This is a genomic window from Snuella sedimenti (assembly GCF_016428595.1).
GTDB lineage: Bacteria > Bacteroidota > Bacteroidia > Flavobacteriales > Flavobacteriaceae > Snuella > Snuella sedimenti.
In genome coordinates this window covers 25,566-52,182 of record NZ_JAELVQ010000006.1, presented here as the reverse complement: position 1 = coordinate 52,182, position 26,617 = coordinate 25,566, and the positions used below count along the sequence as shown (strand labels likewise).

Below are 26,617 nucleotides of genomic sequence, written 5' to 3'. Positions count from 1 at the left end.
ATTTTACATTTTTTAAATAATTTAACAAAACAACAATATATATGTTTTTTCTTATAAATCCTATTAGTTGTTTATATTTGTGAAATGAGTATTAAGGTTTTAAAAAATGATTTGCAACTACTTAATCAAGTTGTAGATTTAGGAACTAAAAATTCTAAAACGTTAGGTCATTTTCCAGAAGGAGCGTTTCACGAATATGCTCAAAAGGGTAATATTTTAGTGGCCCATAAAGGGGATGATTTAATTGGATATCTTTTGTTTTCTATTACGGATAGCAAAAGAATTATTAGAATTGTTCATTTGTGCATTAAGGATGATTATAGAAAACAAGGCATAGCTAAAGATCTTTTGAATTTTCTGAAATTTAAGTATAGCCCACTTTTAAAAGGTATGTCATTGAGTTGTAGAAAAGATTATTTAAGGGCCAGTAAGTTTTGGGAGAGTTATGGATTTAAGGCTATAGGATGTAGGCGTTCTAGAAGTAAAAATGAAAATTACTTAATTAGATGGTACTATGATTTCGGAAATGAAGATCTGTTTTCCACTACTTATAATGAAATTGAGAAGATAAGAGCATTGCTTGATGCAAATGTCCTAATTAAATTAAGAGAGAGATTTGAAGGAGATCAGACGGGAGTAAATTATCTTTTAGAAGATTGGTTAGAGGAAGTAGAATATTATTATGCTCCGGAGATATTTAATGAAATAAACAGAGATCTTGATAGGGAGAGAGCAGAAAAGACAAGAGTGTTCATAAGAGATTTTGTAGTTGCTAAATTTAAGCCAGATAGAAGGGATAAAGTATTAGAGGAGCTTAAGAGAATTATACCTGGAAGTACAATAAATGATGTTTCTGATAAAAAACAGCTTTCAGAATGTATTGCTGCTGAAATCACTTATTTTATTACCGATGATGGTAATATTTTAAATTCAAGTGAGGAAATATATAGAAAATTTGAAGTTCAGATTTTACGTCCGATAGATTTTATTCTTTTAATAGATCAACTAAATAATAGCAGTAATTATTATTCACAGCGTTTAGCGGGTGTTAGGTATGATTATAAAAAAGTACAGTCTAAAGAGGTGGATTTTCTTGTTCAAACATTTTTATGTAAAGAGAAGGGAGAAAAAAAGCATGTATTTAGGGATATAATAACTTCAACAGCTTGTGATTTAAAAAAGTCTGAAATTAAGGTTGTTCAGGATAGAAATAAATCAACATTGGCTATATGGGGAGCTAAGTTTTGTGATGAAGAGGTTGTTGTAAAATTTATAAGAACCTATAAATCTAGGTTAGCAAGTACTTTATTTAAACAGCTTATTTATGACCTTATCAATCTAACTATTTTAAAGGAAAAGCACTATTTTGTTATAAGTGATCCCTTTATTAGCGATAGCGATAAAAATATACTTGAATCTTATGGTTTCGTTTATAAAGATTCACAATGGATTAAGATTGTATTGAAGGGTGTTGTGGATTCTAAAAGTTATTTTTTAGGAAATAAATTAGTTGCTAGAGTGTTCAATAGTGAAAATATTATAAGGAAGTTGAATTATGGAGGATGGAGTTATAAACATCAGATTGAAAGAATGCTATTTCCTTTAAAGTTTGAAGATTTAGAGATTCCTACATATATTATCCCTATAAAGCCATTTTGGTCAGCTCAATTATTTGATTACTATACATCTGAAGGAACATTGTTTGGAGCCCCTCCGGAACTCTCTTGGAATAGAGAAAATGTCTATTACAGGAGCGTAAGACCAGTTTCTGAAAAAAGTCCAGGTAGAATTTTATGGTATGCAAGCAAGGATAGTATTAATTTAAATGGAAGAGGTAGTTGTATTGTTGGGACATCATATATTGATTCAGTTACCGTTGGTAAGCCTAAAGAGTTATTTAATAAGTTTAAAAATTTTGGCGTTTATGAATGGAATCATGTATATGATTTAGCTAAGAATGATATAGAGAATGATATTAAAGCACTTGAGTTTAGTGATACGGAAGTATTCAAAAAACCGGTTAGATTAGATGACATTAATAAAGTTCTTCAAAATAATGGGAGAAGAAAGAATACATTTGCATCACCATTAGAGGTGAATAATAAAATTTTTAACGACATTTATAGAATAGGAATAAAAGATTAAGCTATGAGTAAAATTGTTGTGATATCGTTAAAACCGGAGTTCTCTGAGCTTATTTTTAATGGTTCAAAAAAAATTGAATTAAGGAAATCTATTCCCCAGATAAATGAAGAGGACATTGTTGTTGTTTATAATACGATGCCAGAAAAGGCTTTTGTAGGAGTTTGTAAAATAAAGGAGATTATAACGTCATCTCCTGAGGAGATATGGTCAAATTATTCTCAAGAATTAGGGATAGATAAAGAAAGATATTTTGATTACTATCTAGGTAGAAAAAAGGCAATTGGACTGAAAATAGATAGTTTTAGAAAATTCAAAGAAAAAATTACGCTGAAAGAAATAAAGAAAATAATACCAGAATTTACACCGCCGCAGACGTTTAAATATTTTAGTAGATCAATGGTGATGAGTACTCTCAAATAATTGGAAAGATATGTATTAGGTGTTGTTAAGGTATTCTAAGTTGCCGGAGCCCTAAATAAAAGGCTTTATCCTAATAGTTAATAATCCCGTCCAGACCCTAAGGTTGTATGTAGTGCGATCTTTGTATAACTTAGCTGAGGTTTATTGAAAGTGAATTAATATAAAAGAATCCATTGCTTATTTTCGGTAAATAAAAAACTGGGCAGATTAAATAAGAGAGCCCACGCGTTGTATATGCTGTTTGCATTTAGTGAGTGTAACAATCTACCTCACCTTACGGGTGTACAAGCACCCTCGTAACCAAATCGGTTAATCTATAATGAGTTCGATGCCGGCTTTCTCGGCCTTGTATTTTATTTTGGACATTAAATCGTAATAACTCCAGTTCCTCAGTACAAAGGCTTCTTCTTTGGCTATCCCAACTTTGTCTTCCTGGTTTAATAAAATGAGCGTTCCTGCCTGATGTTTGATGCAAAAATCGATCAATTTTCTACTGTACACATGAAGGCGATGGGACACATAATTGCTTTCGGCTTTTTGAAGCCTGTTCACCGCTTTTAGTTTTCGGTGTCTCCCTTTGCCTGATTTGGAATAGGTGGCGCCAATTTGTGCCCTTTTAAGTGCTGCCTGTATGGAAAGTCTTCTATACAGGAACTCTTCTCTTGTGCCAATAGTGAGCTTTGCCTTATTGGTTTTAACCACTATGGGATATTCAAGGGATAGGGAAGCCTCTGCTATCTTTTCAGGTCTTAGGCAATGTGTTTCCTTTTCAATTTCAAAAACAGGGAGCCAAAAGATCTTGCCGTCCTTCAATTTGATATGGGAAGTACAAAGCTTAATATCTCCATTAGTTACCCGTTGCAATAGTATTCTTTTGTCGGAATGGTCGTTTCCCAAATACGTTCTGAAAGGAATTTGGAACAAACGAAAGCAAAAGGCCTTTTTCTCTTCATTATAGGACAGTCCGCTTATGCCCTCCAGACCAAATGGAAAGGCCATATCCCTTCTGAAATTTTTAAGGGAACGTTCTCCTTTCCAATATTCAGAGCGATTAGTATTGAAAGAGGTTATTAGGCTTCTGTTTAGGTTGGACAATATGTTTGTTGGGATCTCACCTTTAAAGCGATCCGAAATCACTCGATAGGTCGTATTGATACGTGAGCGCTGTAGGATGCCGAAATCATCTTTTTTTTCATCAGCCAGTTTGTACTTTATTCCTTCGGACAGATAAAAGAAATCCTTGATCATTTCCTGAACATACAAATGGGAAACGATGAGGTTAGCTGCTCTATAGCATCGGTTCTGCCACTGGTATAGTTTATCCAGAGCCTCCTTTCTTTCTTCCTTGGTTGGCAGGTCTACCAAAAGCTGGATTTTCCGTGTCAGTTTGAGTGTTAGTTTCTCCATAATTAAGCGGATTCTAATTGCTGTTCATGGTTTTGTTGCATCAGCTTATAAGCTGTCATAAACTCTTTGTGTACTTCCTTTTGGGTGAGGTTAAGCTCTTTGGCAATCGAAGCAAAGGAATGATTCTTTTTAAATCTCAGTTCCAATACTCTTTTTTGATCTTTGGTCATAACACTTTGAACCTTTATACCGTTAGGAGGTCTTTTTTGTTTTTTGGGAATACTTGTATGTAGGACAATGTTTTTGATGTCCTCAATAGCATGCTTTACCTCGTTACTGGTTTCAGTAATGCTTGACCCGATAACCTTGGCAATCGCTTTATACTGGAAACCGTATTTCAAACAGAGCTCAATCAAATGCCTTCTATTAGCACTCAATAAGGGCAATACACTTTTGATTCGGTTAAGGGCTTTTTGTTGCGATTTCTGGTCTTTCAGGTTTTCAGTAACATTTACAGGATTGTATCCTAACATATAATCCTGGTAATTGTCGAAATTCTCTAAGGAATGGACATTCCTAAAGAACTTGTTCTTAGGACTACTGTAGAATGAAATGCATTCCCTTTTCATTACAAACCTTAAGAAACGTACCATATGCTCAGGTGATTCTATCCTGTCCCTATGAACCCATAATTTTAAGAAAGTATCCTGTACGAGGGATTCTATAACGAAATGATCATTGATTATTCCTTTGCCAACCCAAAAGATACTTCTGTAATATTTGGTATGGATATTTTCCAAAGCAGTGGGATCCCCATTCTTTAATAATTTAAAATTACTAAGTAGCATAATAGACCTGGTTTAATATCTTATGCGAGTTCTTAAAGTTTATAAAGGGAAGATAACTTTGAAAAGGGACGAGAAGAGACGACCTTTTTATACAAATAAAAAGGTGTGGAACTCAACTTGCCGGATTGAGGTACTGGTATACCTAACGTACTAATAAGTGAGCCCACACCCGGGTTGTGAGCTAATGTACTTATCATCTCGTACGTTTAAAAATTACCAGTTTTCAATCCGAGATTCAAAGCAATTGCTTCTATATTTTTCTTTCAGAAGAATCGCAAAAATATGTAATCTGATTCAAATATAGTAAATATATTATTCGATACAAATATGTATCGAATAAAAAGAGGTATTTTCTTAATATTTACCTTTATGAGAAAATATACTAATTCTGAAGTAGAGCTTTTGAATATTCAAATAGGAACAATGGTGAAATTGGCGAGATTGCAAAAAGGGATGTCACAGCTTGATTTAGCTTTATTATTAGATTCCAATTCCACAATGGTAGGTAGAATTGAAAGATCAGAAAGTGTAAGTGGATGGGATAAGATTCTTTTGATAAGTCAATTACTAGACATTGATTTTAATAATCTTTTTAGACTTAAAACTAAAAATGAAATGTTATCAATCGTTGAAGAATCATATAAGTTGGATGGCAAACTAACCAATGAAAAGAAAAATTATTATGACTCTCTGAAAAAGGTAATTATAAGTAAATATAATTCTATAGAGCAGTAAATTAAGTAATGTTTATTTTGAGGTTAGATATAGCCTATTTTTTATGATTGGTATTTTCTTTTATGGGTATAGATTTATGTAAGGTCATTGAAGGGAATTTTAAATATTTGACCAGCAGCTGACAATGCAGAAATAAAATTGATGTCACCTATAGAAAGAATTGATTATACTTATTCTAACCCGACAAGTTTAGATTGCATATTCGGAAAACTCCTGATAACCAAGTTTACAAGCAATGATTTAGATGAGAAAAATTATAACAGATACAAATATATGGTATGAAATTACTAATGAGAAAATAGAAAAAATAATTGAAAATTATGAACTTATAATTTCAACAATTGTCCTAAATGAATTATATACAAGTCCTAATGTTTATAAAAGTTCTTCCAGTTTCCGGAGCTTGAAAAAGGCTATAAAAAATATTTTAGAAAATCGTGAAAGAATAACTTTTATAGAATTAAACCCCTTTGAATTTTTGTTAAAACAAATATTTCCTAAATACAAGAATGAGAGTTTAATAGAATTTTACTTGAACGAATTTGAAGCTTTAATTAAATTAGATTTCAAAACAACTAAAGCGAATCATATAGAAAGAGAAAATATCTCTGGATTTTCAGATTTTATAAATAAACAATCTGTTTTTTATGAAAAGGAAATCAATAAAAATCTATCGACAAAAAATCAATTTGAAAAATCATCTACTTTATCGTTAACCGAAGGCCTTATATTAAAGTATGCTAATGACAATTTGCAACATATAAATGCTAAAGTTCCAATTATAGAAAAGCTTAACGCAAATCAAGAATTGCTCTTAAAAGTTTTTGACGGATTGTTAAGACAGGTATCTAAAACAGGGAAAAAGATCGAAGACAATGACTGGATTGACATTTTTAACTTGACTTATGTTGGTAGAGAGGATTTATATTGGACAAAAGATAAATCAAAAGAACTCTTAATTGTTTCTATTTCTTTGGATAATTATTTATTTGAAAAATACTATAGCTAATAGATTCCTCTCATTATTTACTTTTTGATCAATAGTTTCCTCTTAATACTTAGTAAAGAAGCCGAGGCAATGTTTCCTGAAATAAGGATTAAGAAATAGGCATTACAATCCCATTGCAGCCCATTCCCCTTCATTCCGTAACTCTACATTTCGGGAAAAGCGCTTCATTCGATAACCTTGAACACAAGCCCAAAATGCGAAAGGGCATTTTGGACTTCAGTTCGCCAGTGCAGGACTTCGTTACAACATTTGGTTAATATTCAGTAAGTTTATTAATGTTATAGAAGTATTGAGGGCAGTATTATATTCATCCAATATTTATCGAAAAGTAAACGTCGCAAAATATTTGCGTTCAAATTTGTCGGCGTAAAAAATCGGCACCCCCAGGGGTTCCCCCAATTTTTTACTTGAAAATTTGAGACAAAATTTTGACTTCCGTTTGTGATGTGCTCAAATATTGTTTAACTAAAAATTTCATTATCATGGAAACAAAAACAAAGCAAAACGGAACGGCAAAAAGAATAGTAGCTGTTAAAAAGGACGTCAAGGAACAATTGGCCAAACAGGCCATCGGGCAGGATGTCCAAGAGGTAATACACCCCCTTGTGAGCAAAGCGACCATTGACCTTGCCGACCGCATCCAAAGGTTCGAGAAGCTCAGGGGACTGGCCACCCAACGGGAACGCTTGGTACAGACCCTAAGTGAGCTTACAAAGTTCAATTACAACCAAGGGGATTCGGCATCCTTTTATATTAGGGATTCGCACAATCTGGAGTTCAAGACCACCAACACGAACCTGATCAAGTTGGTAACGACCCACTTACAGTCCACTTTGGAAACCAGAAAGACAGAAATCGAACAGGAGATCATCCAGTTTGAACTGTAGTGGACATTCCATCAAACAAGAAAGCCTATTCGAGAGAATAGGTTTTTTTATGTTCTGAACAAACGGGATTGAACAGGGACATTTCCAAAATCTGACGTTCGATTTAGCAATATCTACTCAGATCATAAAATTTAGTTGCAAAACGAAGTGTTTGGGAACAATCCACATTTCGGAATCATCTATTAAATAGATACATTTATAAAGCTGGTTATTTAAAAGCGCAACTGATGGGGAAATCAGTTGTCGGAGAATTTTGCCCCGAGGTTTCGGGGCGGAAATCGTAGAGCAAGAGGGTAGCGTGCTGGCGCAGCGCTACTTGTTTCATTTGCTTCGCAAAGCCCCAGTATATAAGGGTTTAGGAGATTTAGCTTAAAAAGTATAAAACAGTGGTTTGCAGCAAAAACGTTCAAACCCCTAGTAAAAAGGCAAATATTTGCAGCAAAATATGGGAGATTTTTCAAAATACGGGTATTCAGGTATCAACTTCAAGAAAGAAACGGCAGTTAGGTTTAGGGTTTTCTCTAAAGAAATTTCATTATCCAATACTGAAACTATGGATGCCATGCTCGATTTTTTTGAAATTCACCAACTGTCCCCAATGGATTCTATTGATGGTAGTCTAAGTGCTGTAGAAATAAGGATTAAAAGAAGGATAAACAATGCTATAGCCATTATAAAGAGTATAGAACAAAGTCAGACTCTGCCAACGGTTGCTATGTTACAATCCTTATTTGAGCAGCAATTGGAGCATGAAAATGACAATGATTGTTTTGATGATGATGTTGAATTTGTTGAGAAGAAATTTGAGGATATCCAAGCAGGAGAGGAAAAATTGATTGAAGAGACCACCGTTCCCAAAATCCGTTATGAGTGTTTGGAGGACAAAATGAGCTCGTTAAGAAAGGATTTTAGTTATGTGTTGGATAAGGTCAAGCTTGTAAAGAGCAGTTTTGGGAAAAAGCGTTTAAGGTTGGAGCTTACCGAAGAAGAATTGGAGAAATTCAAACGGATATTGAAGAATTTATGAGTTATTCAATTACATTACTAAAGAAGTGGGGCATACCCGAGCGAGATTATTTTCGTATTTTTCCTGTTTGCAGTTTTTGTTTTTATCCTTTTGAAGTATTTCAATTAAACATGCGTTTTTATGTTATATTGTATTTGGCAATTAGTAATATATCAATGTGGTATTTTAGTTAAAGTCAAAAGGAATCAGTGTTCAGGCTTAATATAAATCAAAGTTTAAATGCAAATTACATTAACAATGTATTTTGTCAATTAAAAAGTACATATACTAGCTGTGATTTTTTTTGTTAACTAATAAAATATGATCACAAACCATCACTATATCATCATTTTGATTAAAAACTTCAACATGCTCATTGATTTGACCTAAATGGGGTTTGTTCGATTCTTTTTTTTCGTTAATGGTCACAATTACACGAATAGTGTCGCCAATAAATACTGGTTTAATAAATCGCAGTCTATCATATCCTTTTGAAAAAGCTTCTGGATTTATTTCGGTGGCCGTCATCCCAATGGCAATGCTAAAGGTAAGGGTGCCATGGGCAATTCTTTTTTTAAAAGGTTGTGTCTTGCACCACTCAGTATCCATATGGTGTGGAAAAAAATCACCGGTTTGGCCCGCATGCATCACAATATCGGTTTCGGTAATGGTTCTACCTAGAGTTTCCCTGTGGTGGCCAATTTGGTAATCTTCAAAAAATTGGGTCTTGAAATTCATGCTTTTATGGGTTTATTTTTTGGCCATTAATGTTTTGCTTCCCGAATCACTCGATTGGTATGCTATCTCAACTATTTCCATGGTTTTTATGGCATCTTCAACCGAGGATACCAATACGTCTTGGGAGCCTTCGACGAATTGCATGACATTAGACATGGTGCCGATGAATGCATCTGGGAACCAGCTTCCCTCAATGGTAGCCGAATGCCATTCTGGTTTTCCATGCTCATCTAAAACACAATATTCAAATGCATCTGGAACGCCATGGGGATAATCTAAAAGCAATCCCATTTTGGCAATGATAACACCTTTGGTGCCTTCCCATTTTATAAAACTTTCTTGGTGTTCCTTTCCGAAGTTATGATCGTGATTTGTGTTAATTGAGGCGCTTATTTCATCGCCATAATCGAATAGAATACTGCTTCTTGTTGAGGCCACTCTAGAACTTGGGTGTTTTACGGTTTTTGCCATAATGCCTTTTGGATCTCCCAAAAAAGAACGTATTACGTCAATATAGTGGATGCTATGATACAAGATTTCAACACGTGAAATTTTGGCTAAAAAATCCCATAGGTGCCACGGTGTATAAGTGCATAGTTTTACTTTCATATCATAAACCTCACCAATAGCACCAGAATTAATAATGGATCTGGCAGCATTTACAAAAGGGGCAAAACGTAACTGAAAGTTAATGGCGGCAGTTAAGTTTTTGGATTTGCAAATAGATAAAATGTGTTCAGCATTTTGAAGGTTCTCACCCATAGGTTTTTGTATTAAAACTGCTGAATTGTCGGGTAACTTTGGGAGGATGTTTGCGATTTCTGACGCTGGAACGGCCATATCAAAAATAGCATGGTGCTCTTTCCCCAATGCAACCAAAGATTCAATGGTATGGCATACGGTTTTAATATTGTATTGCTCACTTAATGCTTTTGAATTGTCTGGATAAAGGTCGTATATCCCAATAACATCAAACCCTGCTTTTTTATATGCAGGTAAATGGGCATCTTTTACAATGCCTCCAGCGCCTATAATGACTATGGGTATGTTGGTTTTAGGTAATTCTTGTTTGGATATAATGGGTATCATGGGCTTTCTATGCTATCAATTTTTTGTTGTGCTTCACTAACCAATTCGGCTACTTTTTTATCAGTATTAAAAAGTTCGGTAACCATCACATCGATAACTTCAGAGATTTTACTCCAGTTCATTTTGCGGGGCAGGGTTTTGGCGTTGCTATGCAGTATATCCAATTTATGGTAATACGGTACGGTTTGGTTTACGTCTTGGTCTGTCCAAGTCGATTTTCTACAGCCTATGCCACCTTCTAGGGTGAGTAATTTATCGTTTTCGGGGTTCACAGCAAACTTTATAAAGTCGTAGGCTATATCTTTGTTTTTACTGCCTTTTGCAACGGTGTAAAGCCAATAAACGTTTAAGGAAACGCCCTGTCCATTTTTACCAGCTGGTACGTGAGTGATGTCTACACATCCTTTTACCTTGGAGTCCTGGTATACTTCGCACATCGATGCAAAACCAAACCAGTTAACCATCATGGCTATTTCACCATTGGCAAAGGCCATACCGGATTTTACGGAATCGAAATCCTTGCATTTTGGATGCATGGCATTGGTGTCTTTAATGATGTTTCTGTAAAATTCCAATCCTTCTATGGCTTCGGGGGTATTGATATTGATTGAACCGTTTTTATCCAATAGATTACCGCCTCTGGTCCATAGTTGTAAACAAAAGTCGAACACCGTGTTATGGCCGTCAGGAAATAGGGCAAAGGCCGAACCAAATAAGTTTTGTTCCGGACGGTTAAAAAAACGAGCAATTTCATGGAAATCTTCCCAGGTTTTTGGAGGAGAGAGGGGTTTGTTGTGTAAGTTGAAAAAGGTCTCTTGTTCTTTTGGGGCTTCGAACAAATCTTTTCTGTAAATTAAACATTCCGGGCCATCGTGAAAAGGTAAGCCTAATACTTTGTCTTCAAAGCGTTGCATGTGCAATAGCGAATTGGACCATCCATCAGGAAAATTGTCAGGAGCACTTGATGCTATATATGGTGCTAAATCCTCTAAAGCATTTTTGTGTTGTGCTTCGGTAATCCAATCAGTATTAATATGGGCTATGTCCCAATCGCCATTTATCAAGCCATTGTCCTTGCCAAGTGTAGCGTCATAAAGAGGGTGTAAATCCATGGGGACTGCTTCTAGCTCCATTGTGCAATTATGTGCTTTGCAAAATGCATCCCATGTTTTCTGCAAGGCAGTTTCAAAGGGGCCAAATTTCCTAACGGCTACTCTAAATTTGTTGCTCATGATTTTTATAAATTAAATTCTGAAACAATATGTTTGTTGTGCTCGCCCAGATTGGGGGTTCCCTTAGGAGATAAAAGTATTTCTCCGTCAATACGAATGGGGCATCGTGTGGTTTTAAACTTAAAACCGTCTCCCATTTCAACCATTTGTTCCATTTGGAGGCTTTGGTAGGCCTCGGTTTCCATTAATGTTTTCCAATCCATGACTTCAGAGCACCAAATATCAGCAGGTTCTAATATTGCTAACCATTGTTTTGTGGTCCCCGTCATCAAATGTTTTGATAAAATATATTTTATCTCTTCTCTCTTGTCAAACAAAGAAGAAGGTGTTTTATATGCGGTTAATGCTTCACATTTCAATAGATTACCTAATATAGGTATTTTTCCCATGGCCAAAGCTAAATAACCATCTTTTGTTTTGTAGATGCCATAAGGTGCACCGAGGTAAGAATGGGCATTATTGGATTTTGTTCTTTCAACGGGCTGTCCTCCGTCGGCATAAAAAGTTGTAATTGTTTCAAACTGTAGATCGATTACGGATTCCAGCATACTTACTTCAACTTTGGCTCCTTTTCCTGTAATGCCTTTTCTAATAAGTGCAGCCAAAATACCTTGAACCAAGTGTGCGCCAGAAATTATGTCTACAATCGCAAGCCCCATTGGCACAGGGCCATCGCTTTTGTTTCCACTTAGCCATGTTAGTCCGGAAAGTGATTGCAGTAATAAATCTTGGCCAGGTTTGGCTTTCCATGGGCCTTCTTTGCCATAACCCGATATTTCACCATAAACTATTTCCGGATTTATCTTTGTTAAAGTCTTATAATCCAAGCCAAGCCTTTCAATAACTCCGGGTCTAAAGTTGTGTATGACTACGTCTGCTCGCTTTATGAGTTTTATTAAACGTTCAAGGTCGGTAGAACTCTTTAAATCGGCAGTAAAACTTTCTTTATTTCTGTTGATGGCATGGAATACGGTAGAATTACCATTTACATTTACATTGGATACATAGAGTTTCCTGCAGATATCTCCCGTTTCTGGACGTTCAATTTTAATGACCCTAGCGCCTAAATCTGCTAATTTTAAACTCGCAGAAGGTCCAGACAAAAATTGACTTAAATCGATAACTAATATGTCTTCAAGGGGCTTCATTTAATACTCTTGTTGTTTAATATTATTACATCGGCTTTTCTTGATTCAGGAAACACTTCTAAGGACTTAATTTCCCCATCAACAATATGCCCTTTTAATGTTGTCTCTTTTGGAGCATGGAGTTTAAACTCCACATTCCATTCTTTTGGCCATGACGGTAAGAGGTAAATTTTATCAGAATATGGGTCGCTTTGCATGAGCATAGATTGAAAAGCTTTCATCAAAATACCTCCGTGGTCTTGGTCTGGTGTCCAGTCATAATTAGGCCCCCAAAAGGCAGGGAATCGAGAATTTTTGTCATAATTTCTTGAACGCTCTATTAGGTTTGCTTTTACTTGTTCTGTTTCTCCTAGATAAGCCATAAATATATCGTCTTGTCTCCAACCGAAAGCACCTTTATCCCAGCGATGTTCTAATGCGTTCTTTCCATATTCAATATTTGGCTTACCTACACCGTATAATCTAAAAGGAAAAACGGCATATAATTCGGGGTTTTCTACATTTCTTTTGTCCTCAAAACGTTCGGCTGGAGCCAAAGCTTTACCGGAAGGGGTGTCTCTTAAAGGTAAATCGGGAAGTTTAGCATTCATTTTACTCCAAAATTCCCTGTCTTTAATTTGGGTTAAATTTTCTGGTAGGGATAAAAGTCTTTTTGTAATACTATGGAGGCCAGATAATTCTGGCATGGGATTGGTGCAATCCCACCATGTTTCAGCGGCCATTGAAGGGTACATGACTAATTTCCCTGCATCGTTGGTTTTATAATAGTTGTCAAAGAATTTTATAATTTCATTGGCTACGGGAATTACTTTTTCCTTTAGAAAATCTGTATTCTGTGTGTAATCATAATAGTCCAACATCATAAATGTTAATTCTGGACCTGCTACCCATTCCCATTTATGCCAACCACTTTCTTGTAGTGGGTCTTCTCTTTCTTCATAGGGCGTCCATCCATAGGTCGCCGTGAATGTAGACCCCCAGAAGTAAGTGCATTCTGGAAAATAAGCACCGTCAAATCCAAAATATTTTTTTGTTCTGTATTTTGAAAGTTTAAAGATGTCATCAGCATACATTTTAAAAAGTGGTTGCATTAAGTCATAATCTCCGGATGCACACATGCTTAAATAGGGCAAGCGCGTATTTTGCCACCAGTAACCCGGTCCCCATCTTCTATAATCTGCTCCTCCGGGCTTATCGTTGGTTGGTACTGTAAAAATAGATCCGTTGAATTTTATGGGATAATTTCCCCTTCCGGCTGAAGCATCTAAAAATCGTTGTAATGTATATGCTCGTGATATAATAAAGGCGTTATTGTTTTTATTGTTAGCTTCTATATTGTCATTAGGTGTTGCATTAATCCAACTTCTGTCCCAAAAAGTACGCCACCATTCTTTGTGCGCCCTATAGTGTTCGTCTATTGGTATTTTATTAACATTAGAAATAATGCCTTCCATTGTTTCCAACCAATTTTCGGGTGTTGCAGGATGTTGGGTAAGGACATGAACTTTTATGGTGCTTTCCTTGGCCGATGGTACGGCGAGTGTAGAATCATTTATCTTATCCGCTTTTGTTCCAGTAATTGTGCCTCCAAATGTGCGATGGAGTATGGGGTCCCCTTCAAAGTATTCAGTCAGCCCCTGCAATTTATTTGTTAAATCAAATCCAATCGATTTCTTGTTATGGTGGTACCAACCTATGTAATTTTTATCCCCAGAGATTAAGTTGTCCGGTTTGACAATAACAGGTTGGTAGAGGCTGCCTGGCATATCCCTTTTTTCTAAAAGGTCACTAACACCAATTTCAGGTAGTGAATCACGTTTAGTACGCCAGAGCTCTATATTTGCAGTAAGGGATACGGGTACAGTGCTTGATTGATTAATATAAATAACAGGATGGTTGGCGTCTACCCATATTTTAAAGCTAAGATTTACTGGTTTCCCGCTTATGTTTCCTTTTGAATCTATTTTTATAGTTCCAGATTTTAAATCTAATTCTTGTTTAAAGTCTCCATTGGGAATGGTAATGGGGGGGGTAGATTTTATGCGTACTTTCCCTGCTTTAAGTAAGCGACCATTATCTCCCCAAGTATCTGTTTTTCCAATATAAAAGCAAATGTCACCATTAGTCTCTGTCCAAGCGTTCAATCCAATGTCTCCATTGCCTGTTGGCATTGATCCTGTGTGATCTTTACTAGGTGTCTTCCAAATTATATTGTAAGGGTCTGTGGAGCTAGCGTTTATTGTTAAATCAAGTTCTTTAGCACAGCTTGCAAGTAAAATTATTGGAAGTAAACATTTAATTACATTCATTATTTAATGGTTTTGATGAATATATCCATAGTTATAAACTAAATTCTTTGATGATACGCTCTGTATCCTCTCCCAATTTCGGGCCAGATTTTGTATTGTAGTAACGTTCTTCGTCAATTCTTATAGGGCATCTTGTTGTGCGAATGTTTTTTCCGTTGGATGTTATAATATCTTGATCCATTTGTAAAGCTTTGTAGCCTTCATGTTCCAAAAGATCTTTGTAGCTGTAAACGTTGGAGCACCAAATATTTTCCTTTTCAAGTAATACAAGCCATTGTTCGGTAGTTTTAGTAATAAAGACACTGCGCAGCAGATCCATTATTTCGTTACGTTTGTCAAACCAATTTTTCTCTAGTTTATAGGCTCTAGGAATATCTATTTGCAACAATGTTGCAAGTTTGGTGATCGGTGTCATTGCTAAAGATAAATAGCCATCCTTGGTCTTGTAAATGCCATAAGGAGCACTTAAGTAGGCATGTGCATTCCCTTGCTTTGCACGTTTAGGGTGTTTGCCGCCATCATTAAAGTGAGTTGTTAAAACTTCAAACTGAAAATCGAGGGTAGATTCTAAAAGGCTAACTTCTATCAGACCCCCTTTTTGTGTTTTGCCACGTCTAATAAGTGCCGCTAAAATTCCCTGTGCTAGATGTATACCGGTTAAAATATCGCATACGGCTAATCCCATAGGGGTTGGATGGTCGTTTGCAGATCCGGATAAATAGCTTAAGCCCGACAAAGCCTGAATTAATAAGTCTTGTCCAGGCTTTTTTGCCCAGGGACCTAACGGTCCATAACCAGAAACAACACCATAAACTATTTTTGGATTTATACCTCTTACTGTTTCATAATCCAAACCAATCTTTTCCATAACTCCTGGCCTAAAGTTATGAGTCATGATATCAGCAGATATTATTAATTTTTTTATTCGTTTTAAGTCTTCAGGATTTTTTAGGTCTGCAGTATAGGATTCTTTATTTCTGTTAATTGTATGGAACAACAAGCTGTCATCGTCAATAAATAGGTTTTTAATTGCCAGTTGTCTGGTTCCTTCGCCAACCTCAGGGCGTTCAATTTTAATGACACGAGCACCTAAATCCGCTAATCTCAATCCAGCTGACGGACCAGCCATGAACTGACTAAATTCAATAACTAATATGCCTTCTAAAGGTTTCATTTGATGTATTTCTTATAATTTAAGGGATTCAGCATATAAAGCGTTCATTTTATCTACAGCAGCTTCAATAGAAACTTTTCCAGAAACAGCCTCATGTATTACTGGACTTGCATTGTCCTGAAAATACATGTATCCATAGTACTGAGGGCGCATTATAGCTTTATCTAAGGTTTGTAATGTGTCTTTAAAAAAGTTTTTACTTTGTTTGTTTACTTCTTCGTTCAACCATGACTTCCTATGTCCTGGTTGTCCTCCAAAGTCAAAATATAAACCTGATTGTATTTTTTCAGTAGCGTTAAATTCGGCATACTGCATTGCAACTTTGGCGTGTTTGGTTTTAGAAGATACCGCTATGCCGGCGCCACCTAAAACAGAGCGTAACCTTTTGCCGTTTAAAGTCACCAAACTTCCAGCTTTTAAGACCTTGTCGGCATAATTCTTTTTCGAATAATTGGAGTACCCATAATTAAATGGACTATATACGATCTCATCTGTACTGGTCATAAGTTCAGCGATATGTATTGGATTCATTTCTAAACAATATGAAGGTGCTAAGTCAACCAGCTTTTTGTACATTTTTATGGCATCTATCATGATTTCCCGTGGGGCTACTACGATTTTGCTAGTGAAAACAGAGGCGCCTAAGGCCTCACATAGCATATAATGATGCATTAATGTGTCTATAGGGATGGATGCAAAAGCTACTTTTCCGGTTTTGGTTAGTGTTAATAAATCTTCCCATGTATTAGGAATTTGAATGTTCTGTTGATGTATCAAATCTTCCCTCCAGGTAGCTATAGGGGTTGCTGCATCAGTTGCCAATGTCCATTGTTTGCCATTGACGTTGTAACTGGCATGTGATTTTCCCACACTGTTGTTCGCTAATTCTTCAATAAATTCGGCATTTAAATAATCATTAAAAGCCAGTAGGTTGTTGTCACGAGCTGCTATTGAAACATGAGGGTTGTCCATAATCAACAAATCGTAGTTATTTGTTAATTCATCAAGCGAAGCATCGGCAAATGCTTGAAGCGATCTTTTCTCCCATGTAATTCTCATATTTGGGTTTAACTCTTCAAATCGCTGCGCAGTGGCCACTACAGAGGTGAATCCCCGGGTATGATTCCAGGCAATGCCTTTTAAGGATATGTTGTTTTTATTTGTGTCCATTTTTAACTTATGCTTTTACGGGTATTGTTTGTGCTAGTGGGATCCAAGCGTGCTTCCATAGGTAATTATTACGAAAGAGCATACCAAAACAATCAATCCGGTAATTAGTACTATGTAGGTTTGTTTGGAGACGTTTTTCCATTCTTTCATTAATACCCCAACGAGGTAACTAAAAAAGATAAGCATGGCCATATGGATGGCCCAACTTGCAAATTTGAAATTACCCATTCTAACATGCCCCAGGCCATAAAAGAAAAATTGTAAATACCACAATCCTCCTGTTAGTATGGAGAGAAACGTGTTTAAGCCCCATGTTTTGTAACCCAAAGATTTTACGGCAACTACTTCCTTTATGGTGTTTTTTCGAAAACCCAAAACAACAAACCAGATAAAGTTTGTGGCAAAAGTGCCCGAAGTGGAGAGGAATAGATTGGCATTGCCTTCGAAATGACCTGCTCCATATTTATCGGCAATTTCTGCAACCGGAGCCCCCAATTCAAGGGAAACACCAAAAATGGCAGAAAAAACACCGGCAAATATGGCCAGGGCCAAGCCCTTCCTTAAATTAAAACCGTTGGCATTTAATTGGTTGGATGCTTTCAAATCTTTCTCTTTTTTACGTCCTGCCAATCCGCATAAAAAAACACCAAGCAAAGAGCATAGCATGCCTGCTAAAACAATCATGCTTCCCGGTTTTGAGAACTGTTTTATAAGTGTGCCGTGTATGATTAAAGGGACTATAGTGCCCAAAACGGCAGAGAGCCCAATTGAAATGGTATAAGTAAGTGAAAACCCAATATGTTTTATGGCAAAACCAAATGCCATACCACCAAAACCGTATACAGCTCCCAGTAAAAATGCATTAAGCATGACTGACGAAGGGGACTCAATAAAAACTTTCCATAAGTTTGGAACCGTTAGGTAACCAATAACAAGTGGGAAAACCAACCAGGCAAATATGGCCTGGATCAGCCAGTAGCTATTCCATGACCATTTGTTAACTTTTTGGAATGGTAAGTAACAGGTAGAAGCCGATATGCCTCCTGCAGAATGAAGAAAAATACCGATTATTGTGTTTAGTGAATTCATGTTTTCAAATATAAATATAAAATTTAAATATGGAAAATTGTTTTTTGATTTTATTTTTAAAAACATAATCACGTTAAATTAATTTTATACTTTTATGGCTTAGGTGTGTTTGTATAAAAATGAAGCTATATTATTGTAAGTATGACTAAGTATAACTCTCCAGCTCTGGATAAGGGCTTAGATATTATTGAATATCTTTCGATGCAGGCCGTAGATCAGTCGCAAACTGAGATTGCTACGGGGATCAATAAAAAACCAAATGAAATTTATCGTATGTTGGTTTGTTTAGAGGAAAGGGGGTATATAATAAAGAGTCATGTTTCTGGCAAGTACAAACTGTCTTTGAAATTGTATTACCTGGCTCATAGGCACCCTCCTCTATATGCGTTAAGGTCTGCCGCTTTTTATCCGATGCAAGAATTGGCAGGTTTTTCAAAGCAATCATGTCACTTGTCTATTTTAAACTTTGATGAGCTTCTAATTGTTTCTGAATGCTCTAGTCCTGGTCCCGTGTCGCTTTCGGTGGAAGTAGGGAGTAGGTTTCCTTTGTTTAATTCTACCTCGGGTCGTATTATGTTATCTCAATTAAAAGAAGAGGAGCAGCTGATATATTTAAATAGAAATGCGAATTTCAGTGATTTGAATGAGGTTGATAAGTTAGATTATTTAAGTGAAATAAAGTTGGTCGCTGAAAAAGGGTATGATTTTAAAGAAAGTGAAACGACTAAAGGTGTTATTGATATTGGAGTGCCAATTTATATTCCTGAGATTAATATTCTTGGGGCTTTAGTTGTGACTATGTTGTCAGGTCAGGTTCAAGAGCTTCTTGGCTCGGATAAAATTCTCAATAAGATTAAAGAGACCGTTAAATCAATCAAGAAGAATTTGGGGATCGATCTATAGGGGAAGGTATTTTATTCTGTATTAATTTTTCCATTTCTTAAAATTTGATTAGCCTAATTAATGAGGTTAGTTATTTATATATGAAAAAAATATTCTGAATAAATTATTTATATATGAATAATTTTTGTAAATTGCCTCTCTAAATTTAAAAACAATCTTAATATGTGTAAAAAAACTATTTCAAGTATTGGCTTTTAATAGCGGTGCTAACTAATTAAACAACAATTAATAACCTATTAACAAAAATCTTATGAAATTAAATCAACTAAAAAAGCCATTTCTAGGCATTTTGGTATTAGTATCTCTCTTCTGTTTTAATGCAAGAGCATTAAGTGAAAGTGAGATGTATGTTGCCTTGCAGTCTGACATTTCTGGAACTGTAACAGATGATTCAGGTGTTCCATTGCCAGGTGTTACTGTGTTAAACCTTCAAACAAATGTGGGGGTTGTCACTGATTTTGATGGGAAGTATGTTATTTCTGCATCAAAAGGAAATGTATTACAGTTTTCTTATGTAGGTATGCAGTCTCAAGAAATTACTGTGGGAGATATCTCGTCAATTAATGTAGAGTTGCAGGTATCACAATTGGATGAAATTGTCGTTATTGGATATGGTAAACAAAAGAAAATTAACCTTACGGGGTCCGTAGCTAACATAGATGATGAAGAACTTACCAAACGTCCTATAAATAATGTAGCCAATATGTTACAAGGAAAATTGACAGGAGTTAGAATTAATCAAGGTTCGGGTCAACCTGGAAAAGAAAATACATATATAAGAATAAGGGGTACAGGTACTTTTAGTGGTGCTGGTAGTAATCCTTTGGTAATTATTGATGGTATTGCGGGATCTCTAGATAATATTGATCCGGAGAATGTAGAGTCTATATCGGTTTTAAAAGATGCTGCATCAGCCTCTATTTATGGTGCCAGAGCGGCTAATGGAGTAATTGTTGTTACTACAAAGACCGGAATTAAAGATGGGGTTGATATTAGTTACCATGGAAATGTAGCTTATCATTCTGCTGCTGTATTGCCTGATTTTGTTAATAATTCTGTTGAGTATATGGAAATGTGGAATACGGCACATGAAAGACAGGGAATAGCGAACCTTTTTTCTCAGTCACAAATCGATTCTTACAGAAATGCCGCTCCCAATGATCCTCAGTATCCTAATTTTAATTGGCTGGATCATTCTATTAGAACCGTGCCAGTGTATAGACATAATTTGAGTGTTTCTGGGGGGAGTGAAAAGACGCGATTTTATGCAAACTTAGGGTATTATGATCAGGAAGGAGTCGTTATTGGTCATAACTTTAAAAGGTATACAGGCCAATTAAATATTGATACAAAGATAACTGATAAACTGACTTTTGGAACTAATATTAGTATGGCCATAGGGGATAGAAAAGAGCCATGGTTAACTGATTCCGATTTTCTTTTAGTTGTATACGGCGCACAGCCAATGTATAGTCCTTACTTGGCAGATGGTAGTGGAAGATATAGTCATAACGCTTGGCCAGAATTTTGGGTAAATAGAAATCCTGAGTTTGTTGCTAATGAAGGAGGAAACTTTTATGAGTCGAAGAACATAAGAGTTAATGCATTTTTGAAATATGATATCCTTCCTGAGTTGACTTGGGAGCTAAAGGGGTCTATTGATTATACTGATTCCTTCAATAAATTTGTAAACTATCCAATAGAGGCTTATTCTTTTGCGACAGGCGAGTATTATTCTGATGGTTGGCCTGTTTTTAACGGGGTGCGTAACAGGTTTGAAAAAAGCAAGCTACCAACATTTTATACAACATTAAATTATTCAAAAGAGTTTTCTGGAGGACACAATGTGTCGGCTTTAGTGGGCTATAACCAAGAGGAATTCCATTGGAGATATTTAGAAGGTTCTAGAAGAGATTTTAATTTTCCTCAACTTACTGAAATAAATGCGGGAAATTCAGAGGGTCAAGGTCTTGGTGGTACAGCGACTGAGTGGGCTATTCAATCCTATTTTGGTAGATTGACCTATAATTTTAAAGAGCGCTATTTAATTGAGGCTAATGCAAGATACGATGGGACTTCTAGGATTTTTGAAGACAATAGATGGGGATTCTTTCCATCAGTTTCTGCCGGGTGGCGTGTTTCTAATGAAGCGTTTATGCAAGATGTCGACTGGGTTGATAACCTAAAGCTAAGGGCTTCATGGGGTGAATTGGGTAATCAGAATATAGGTAATTACCCTTATCAAGATGTTTTGTCAACAGTGGCTTATCCTTTAGGTGCAGGTCTAGACCAAGGGGTTGTTCAAAATCGTTTAACAGATAAAACTTTAGAGTGGGAAAAAACAACTAGTACAGATATTGGTGTGGATTTATCATTTGGAGGCGGTCTTTTCTCAATGGTTTTTGATTGGTACAAGAAAGAAACAGAGGGCATCTTGTCACAAGCAGAAATACCAGCTAGTGTTGGACTTTCTGCACCAACTATCAATTTTGCCTCAATGGAAAACAAAGGTATAGAGCTTTTATTGGGTCATAAAAATAAAGTAGGGGAATTGTCATACGCTGTTGATTTTAATTTTTCTAAAAACAAGAATGAAGTAACTAAAGTAAGTGCTCCAAGTTTTGGAAGAAACTCTACAGTTGAAGGACAACCTATAGGTGAATATTATATGATTGAATGGGATGGTATATTTCAGTCTCAGTCAGAGATTGATGCCGCTCCGACACATCCGGGAAGTCCACAGCCGGGAGATTTAAGATTTAGAGATGCGAACGGAGATGGTGTTATTAATGCAGATGATAGGGTTTTCGTTGATGGAGCACAGCCAGATTTTACTTATGGAGGAAATATTTCACTTCAATGGAGAAATTGGGATATGTCCGTATTTTTTCAAGGTGTTGAAGGACAAAAATACTATTTAACTTGGTGGGGCTTTTGGCCCTTTACCCAAGGGACTGCTCCTACAACAGATTGGAGAAATGCCTGGACACCAGAAAATCCAAGTCAAACTATGCCTGCCTTGTGGACATTTTCAACCTATGGTTATACGCCAATGTCCGGAACCGAGAATACATATAACTTGAAAGATGCATCCTATATGAGAATTAAGAACCTTCAAATTGGTTACAACCTGCCAAAAGAAGTGTGTGAGAAGATTAAATTAAAAGATGCTAGAGTGTATTTTTCGGCAGACAACCTGTTTACTTTTACTAAAATGAAGCATGTTGATCCTGAAAGATTGGGGACCGAATGGTGGAGTACTAGAGGAAGTGTATACCCACAAACAAAGATATTGTCTATGGGAGTTAAACTTAAATTATAATAAAAAAAGATATGAAAAATAATATAATAACATTTGGCTTATCCATTATATTAATGTGCTCTTCTTGTAGTGATAATTTTCTGGATAAAAACCCCTTAGATGAAGTTTCTAGCCAGACTTTTTGGAAAAGTGAATCGGATGCATATATTGCTTTAGTGGGAGTTTATAGTCGCCTTCAAGCAAGTGTATATAGTGTAACTAGGTATAATTTAGACTGCCTGACCGATAATGGTTATAATACGCAAAACTCGGATCAGGTAATGAATATTTCAAGAGGAGATATATTGCCTTCGACTGGAGGAGTCATTAATGCCATGTATAATGACGCATATAAAGGCATTTCTTCTTGCAATGTGTTTTTACAAAATATAGCCGACTTGGATATGAATCAAACTACTAAAAGTCGTTATATAGGAGAAGTAAAATTTATTCGTGCTTGGTTTTATTTTAACCTACAGCAATTTTATGGAGATGTTGTGATTTATGGTACACCTCCTACCGTTGAAGAGTCAAAAATAAAGCAAAGTACCAGTCAACAGGTTTTGGATTTTATACATAGTGATTTAGACGATGCTATAGCTAGCCTTCCAAATGAAGCATACATGGGGAATGTTGTAAAGAATTCTGCGTTAGCATTAAAAGCTAAAGTACACTTACATAGTGGGGAATGGACTCAAGCTGCGGCATTAACGGGTCAAGTTATGGCTTCAGGAAATACAAGCCTTTATAACGACTATACAGGGCTTTTCTTAACCTCTGGACAAGAATCCAATCCCGACGAAATCTTGTTCTCTACAAAATTTTTAGCACCGGATAACACCCATTGGTATCAAATTTATGTAGGATGGTGGTCACAGCCAAATCCAAGACAGGAACTCGTTGATGCTTATCAAAGTGTAGATGGTTTGTCAATTGATTTGTCGCCATTGTACGATCCAGCCGATCCTTATGCGGATAGAGATCCAAGATTACTTCAAACCATTCAAGTTGAACCGTGGTTTATTGATGGGCAAGAAATTCAACAAGAGCCTACGGAAACTGGATATAGAGTTCAAAAAGGTGTCGATAAGACAATTGGTCCAATTGGATATGATGTTCTTAGTGATATGGATATTATACATCTTCGTTATGCCGATGTGTTGTTAATGTACGCAGAGGCACAAAATGAAGCTGTTGGGCCAGATCAATCGGTGCATGACGCAGTTAATGAGGTGCGGTCAAGAGTGGGAATGCCTGATCTGCCTTCTGGATTAAGCAAAGATGATATGCGAGAAAGCATCCGATTGGAAAGACAAATAGAATTGGCTTTCGAAGGGCATAGGTATTTGGATCTTAAAAGATGGGGGACGATACAAGATGTACTTAGCGTAGTTGATGAGCCTGGTTTAGGTGTTGGTGGTCTTAACTTTAAATCCCATCATTATAATTGGCCATTTCCTCAGTCTGAGATCGACAGAAATCCTGAGTTAGACCAAAAAACGGGGTATTAAAAGTACAAATTTTGAGTTAGTAGTTTTTTTCAATTTGATAAAATGTCGTCCTTCACTTTGAAAGGCGGCATTTTGCAATTTTGCTCAACATTTTGAAATTGATAGCAGATATCCATATGCATAAAAAATTTGTGTTTACCTAATTGTTTTTTGAAAGGAGTAAATAAATGTTGTAAATTTTAACAATAATGATAGATTTGAATAAAGAAAATAAGGGTCAACTTATCATAATTATTTGGTTTTGTTGTGTAGTTCAATTTGGATTTAGCCAAACCGTTATGCCGTATAAAAGTCCTAAGTTATCTATAAAGGAAAGGGTGTCAGACTTGCTGGGACGCATGACATTAGAAGAAAAAATAGCTCAAATGTCAATGCTAAGTTTAAGTAAGTTAGAAACAGATGAAAATGGAAAGGTAACGGATGAGTCTCTTAAAAAATTGTTTAAAGGAAACAGTGTTGGATGTCTGGAAAGCCCTTTTATTGGAGTGGAGGAGATCGCAAAGTTTTCGGAAGCAGCAGACAAATACTTGAGAGAAAACACCCGATTGGGAATTCCTGGGATACAAATTGCAGAATGCTTGCATGGGCAATTGGCCTTTGGAGCTACCATTTTTCCGCAAGCCATAGCGCAAGGAAGCACCTGGAACCCCGAGTTGATAAAAAAAATGGGGCAAATTATAGCACAAGAGGCCACTGCGGGAGGTGTCGACCAGGCACTATCTCCTTTATTTGATTTGGCCAGAGACCCAAGGTATGGGCGTGTTGAAGAATGTTTTGGAGAGGATCCATTTCATGTGGCTGAGATGGGGAAGTCATTTGTTATAGGAATGCAGGGCGATCCGGAGGTTACAAAAAATCACATTCCAGATAACCATTTAATGTGTACCGCCAAGCATTTTGTAGCCTATAGCACACCCATAGCAGGCATTAATTTGGGCCCGAATGAAGTTGGGATGAGAAATTTAAGGGATCTTCACCTGTATCCATTTAAAAAAGTCGTGCAAGATGCCAATATCTATTCGGTTATGCCTTCATACAACGAATTAAATGGAATCCCGTTACATGCCGACGCATATCTTATACGTGATATTTTAAGAAAGGAGTATGGGTTTAACGGTTATGTGTTTTCCGATTATGGAGCCATACACATGTTGGAGTTTTTTCATAAAACATCGGCAAATAAATCAGAAACGGCATTACAGGCCATTACTGCAGGTGTCGATTTAGAGGCGCCACATCCTTATGCCTATTCAGAATTAAAGAAATTGGTAGAAGATGGACGTTTGTCAGCAGCATTAATAGACGAAGCCGTTACAAACATTTTAACTGTAAAATTTAAAGCGGGGCTTTTTGAAAAACCTTATAAGGCTCCCGAGGATATGTCTAAAATAGTACATACAAAGGAGTCTTTAGAAGTAGCGCGACAAATTGCTGAAGAATCCATTACATTGTTAAAGAACAAAAATGATCTGTTGCCATTAAACCTTTCAGACTACAAGTCCATAGCGGTTATCGGACCCAATGCAGATAGGGTGCAGTACGGAGATTATAGTGCGACCAAGGCAAAATCTTCGGGAATTACGGTTTTGGAAGGGATAAAGCGTTATGTAGGGGGTAAGGTGATAATAAATTATGCGGAAGGCTGTGATATTACCGATTTGAGTACAGAGGGCATTGCCGAAGCTGTAGATGTAGCTACAAAAAGTGATGTTGTAGTTTTGGTTATAGGAGGTACGAGCATGACGCTTTCCGGTATAGGGTGGGGAGAGGATTCCTCTGAAGACCATCCAACATGTGGAGAAGGGTTTGACAGGGCAGATCTAAGACCTCCGGGTGTTCAGCCAGAATTAATAGAAGCAATTCAAAAAACAGGAAAGCCCATTGTAATGGTTATGGTTCATGGAAGGGCTTATAATATAAAATGGGAAAGTGAGCATATACCTGCAATTTTAGACGCTTGGTATCCTGGGGAACAAGGAGGAAATGCCGTGGCAAATATAATTTTTGGTGATGTTAATCCATCAGGTAAGCTTCCTGTTTCATACCCGCAAAGTGTTGGGCATGTGCCTGTCTTTTATAACCACCAACCTTCGGGAAGAGGTTTTTATCATCAGCCGGGAACAAGAGAGGCGCCAGGGCGTGATTATGTGTTTAGCTCAACCGATGCCTTATATCCGTTTGGTTATGGACTAAGTTATACGAAGTTCGAATATTCAGATTTGGTAATAGCACAAGATGGGATATCTGAAGGGCAAAGTGTTAAGCTTTCTCTAAACATTAAAAATACAGGAAAGCGTGCCGGTAAAGAAGTTGTTCAGGTTTATGTTAATGATAAAATAAGCTCGGTGGCAACACCCGTTAAAGAATTAAAGGCATTTCAGAAAGTTGCGCTCAACCCATCGGAATCTAAAACAATTGAGTTCGAGATACCTTTTTCAGAACTGGGGCTGTGGGATAGAAATATGGAATACGTTGTTGAGCCTGGTGAATTTGAAATTATGGTTGGAAGTTCATCTAAGGATATACTACTTACAGAATCAATTTTTATTAAGTAAA

The 26,617-nt window shown here is 36.4% G+C and carries 20 protein-coding genes; 10 read left to right on the top strand and 10 right to left on the bottom strand.

Translation table 11 applies throughout. The annotated features are described in order from the left end of the window. Positions 1 to 84: 84 nt before the first annotated feature. Positions 85 to 2,145: a GNAT family N-acetyltransferase gene (locus tag JF259_RS06420; protein ID WP_199114487.1), complete on the top strand. Its 2,061-nt coding sequence runs from the start codon at positions 85 to 87 to the stop codon at positions 2,143 to 2,145. Positions 2,146 to 2,148: 3 nt separating this feature from the next. Further along, a complete protein-coding gene (locus JF259_RS06415) occupies positions 2,149 to 2,565 on the top strand; it encodes an ASCH domain-containing protein (RefSeq protein ID WP_199114486.1) in 417 nt (138 codons plus the stop codon). Between the two features lie 309 nt (positions 2,566 to 2,874). Here JF259_RS06415 and JF259_RS06410 read toward each other — a convergent pair whose 3' ends face one another. Further along, the gene (locus JF259_RS06410) at positions 2,875 to 3,972 is read right to left on the bottom strand and encodes a hypothetical protein (RefSeq protein ID WP_199114485.1); all 1,098 of its coding nucleotides are present in this window, start codon (positions 3,970 to 3,972) and stop codon (positions 2,875 to 2,877) included. A 2-nt stretch (positions 3,973 to 3,974) separates the two neighbouring features. Further along, positions 3,975 to 4,760: an RNA polymerase sigma factor gene (locus JF259_RS06405; RefSeq protein WP_199114484.1), complete on the bottom strand. Its 786-nt coding sequence runs from the start codon at positions 4,758 to 4,760 to the stop codon at positions 3,975 to 3,977. A 369-nt stretch (positions 4,761 to 5,129) separates the two neighbouring features. Here JF259_RS06405 and JF259_RS06400 point away from each other — a divergent pair, with 369 nt between their 5' ends. From JF259_RS06400 to JF259_RS06385, 4 genes are all read left to right on the top strand, one after another. Then, on the top strand, positions 5,130 to 5,495 hold the full coding sequence (locus JF259_RS06400; RefSeq protein ID WP_199114483.1) for a helix-turn-helix domain-containing protein: 366 nt from the start codon (positions 5,130 to 5,132) through the stop codon (positions 5,493 to 5,495). A gap of 244 nt (positions 5,496 to 5,739) precedes the next feature. Beyond that, on the top strand, positions 5,740 to 6,504 hold the full coding sequence (locus JF259_RS06395) for a hypothetical protein (RefSeq protein WP_199114482.1): 765 nt from the start codon (positions 5,740 to 5,742) through the stop codon (positions 6,502 to 6,504). 482 nt (positions 6,505 to 6,986) lie between these two features. Continuing rightward, positions 6,987 to 7,391 (top strand): hypothetical protein, encoded by a 405-nt coding sequence (locus tag JF259_RS06390; protein ID WP_199114481.1) that lies wholly within the window; start codon positions 6,987 to 6,989, stop codon positions 7,389 to 7,391. Positions 7,392 to 7,836: 445 nt separating this feature from the next. After that, positions 7,837 to 8,418: a BfmA/BtgA family mobilization protein gene (locus tag JF259_RS06385; RefSeq protein ID WP_199114480.1), complete on the top strand. Its 582-nt coding sequence runs from the start codon at positions 7,837 to 7,839 to the stop codon at positions 8,416 to 8,418. 267 nt (positions 8,419 to 8,685) lie between these two features. Here JF259_RS06385 and JF259_RS06380 read toward each other — a convergent pair whose 3' ends face one another. The 8 genes from JF259_RS06380 to JF259_RS06345 are packed head-to-tail and all read right to left on the bottom strand — an operon-like array spanning position 8,686 to position 18,346. Then, on the bottom strand, positions 8,686 to 9,135 hold the full coding sequence (locus tag JF259_RS06380) for a MaoC family dehydratase (protein ID WP_199114479.1): 450 nt from the start codon (positions 9,133 to 9,135) through the stop codon (positions 8,686 to 8,688). A gap of 12 nt (positions 9,136 to 9,147) precedes the next feature. Then, positions 9,148 to 10,224, bottom strand: a complete 1,077-nt coding sequence (locus tag JF259_RS06375) for a Gfo/Idh/MocA family protein (RefSeq protein WP_199114478.1) — start codon at positions 10,222 to 10,224, stop codon at positions 9,148 to 9,150. Further along, positions 10,221 to 11,456 carry an ABC transporter substrate-binding protein gene (locus tag JF259_RS06370; RefSeq protein ID WP_199114477.1) on the bottom strand — a complete coding sequence of 412 codons (1,236 nt, stop codon included), beginning with the start codon at positions 11,454 to 11,456 and terminating at the stop codon, positions 10,221 to 10,223. Before JF259_RS06370 ends, JF259_RS06375 begins: the two co-directional genes overlap by 4 nt. A gap of 5 nt (positions 11,457 to 11,461) precedes the next feature. Then, positions 11,462 to 12,604: a CaiB/BaiF CoA transferase family protein gene (locus tag JF259_RS06365; protein ID WP_199114476.1), complete on the bottom strand. Its 1,143-nt coding sequence runs from the start codon at positions 12,602 to 12,604 to the stop codon at positions 11,462 to 11,464. Continuing rightward, on the bottom strand, positions 12,601 to 14,913 hold the full coding sequence (locus JF259_RS06360) for a DUF5703 domain-containing protein (RefSeq protein WP_199114475.1): 2,313 nt from the start codon (positions 14,911 to 14,913) through the stop codon (positions 12,601 to 12,603). Before JF259_RS06360 ends, JF259_RS06365 begins: the two co-directional genes overlap by 4 nt. A 31-nt stretch (positions 14,914 to 14,944) precedes the next feature. Then, the gene (locus JF259_RS06355) at positions 14,945 to 16,087 is read right to left on the bottom strand and encodes a CaiB/BaiF CoA transferase family protein (RefSeq protein WP_199114474.1); all 1,143 of its coding nucleotides are present in this window, start codon (positions 16,085 to 16,087) and stop codon (positions 14,945 to 14,947) included. 12 nt (positions 16,088 to 16,099) lie between these two features. Further along, on the bottom strand, positions 16,100 to 17,257 hold the full coding sequence (locus tag JF259_RS06350; RefSeq protein ID WP_199114473.1) for an extracellular solute-binding protein: 1,158 nt from the start codon (positions 17,255 to 17,257) through the stop codon (positions 16,100 to 16,102). Positions 17,258 to 17,290: 33 nt separating this feature from the next. Then, positions 17,291 to 18,346 (bottom strand): L-rhamnose/proton symporter RhaT, encoded by a 1,056-nt coding sequence (locus JF259_RS06345; protein ID WP_199114472.1) that lies wholly within the window; start codon positions 18,344 to 18,346, stop codon positions 17,291 to 17,293. Positions 18,347 to 18,487: 141 nt separating this feature from the next. Here JF259_RS06345 and JF259_RS06340 point away from each other — a divergent pair, with 141 nt between their 5' ends. The 4 genes from JF259_RS06340 (at position 18,488) to JF259_RS06325 (ending at position 26,616) form a co-directional block, all read left to right on the top strand. Beyond that, positions 18,488 to 19,249 carry an IclR family transcriptional regulator gene (locus tag JF259_RS06340; RefSeq protein WP_199114471.1) on the top strand — a complete coding sequence of 254 codons (762 nt, stop codon included), beginning with the start codon at positions 18,488 to 18,490 and terminating at the stop codon, positions 19,247 to 19,249. Between the two features lie 250 nt (positions 19,250 to 19,499). Then, positions 19,500 to 22,571 carry a SusC/RagA family TonB-linked outer membrane protein gene (locus JF259_RS06335; protein ID WP_199114470.1) on the top strand — a complete coding sequence of 1,024 codons (3,072 nt, stop codon included), beginning with the start codon at positions 19,500 to 19,502 and terminating at the stop codon, positions 22,569 to 22,571. 11 nt (positions 22,572 to 22,582) lie between these two features. Next, positions 22,583 to 24,061 (top strand): RagB/SusD family nutrient uptake outer membrane protein, encoded by a 1,479-nt coding sequence (locus JF259_RS06330; RefSeq protein WP_199114469.1) that lies wholly within the window; start codon positions 22,583 to 22,585, stop codon positions 24,059 to 24,061. A gap of 278 nt (positions 24,062 to 24,339) precedes the next feature. Continuing rightward, positions 24,340 to 26,616, top strand: a complete 2,277-nt coding sequence (locus JF259_RS06325; protein WP_199114468.1) for a glycoside hydrolase family 3 N-terminal domain-containing protein — start codon at positions 24,340 to 24,342, stop codon at positions 26,614 to 26,616. Position 26,617 lies beyond the last annotated feature (1 nt).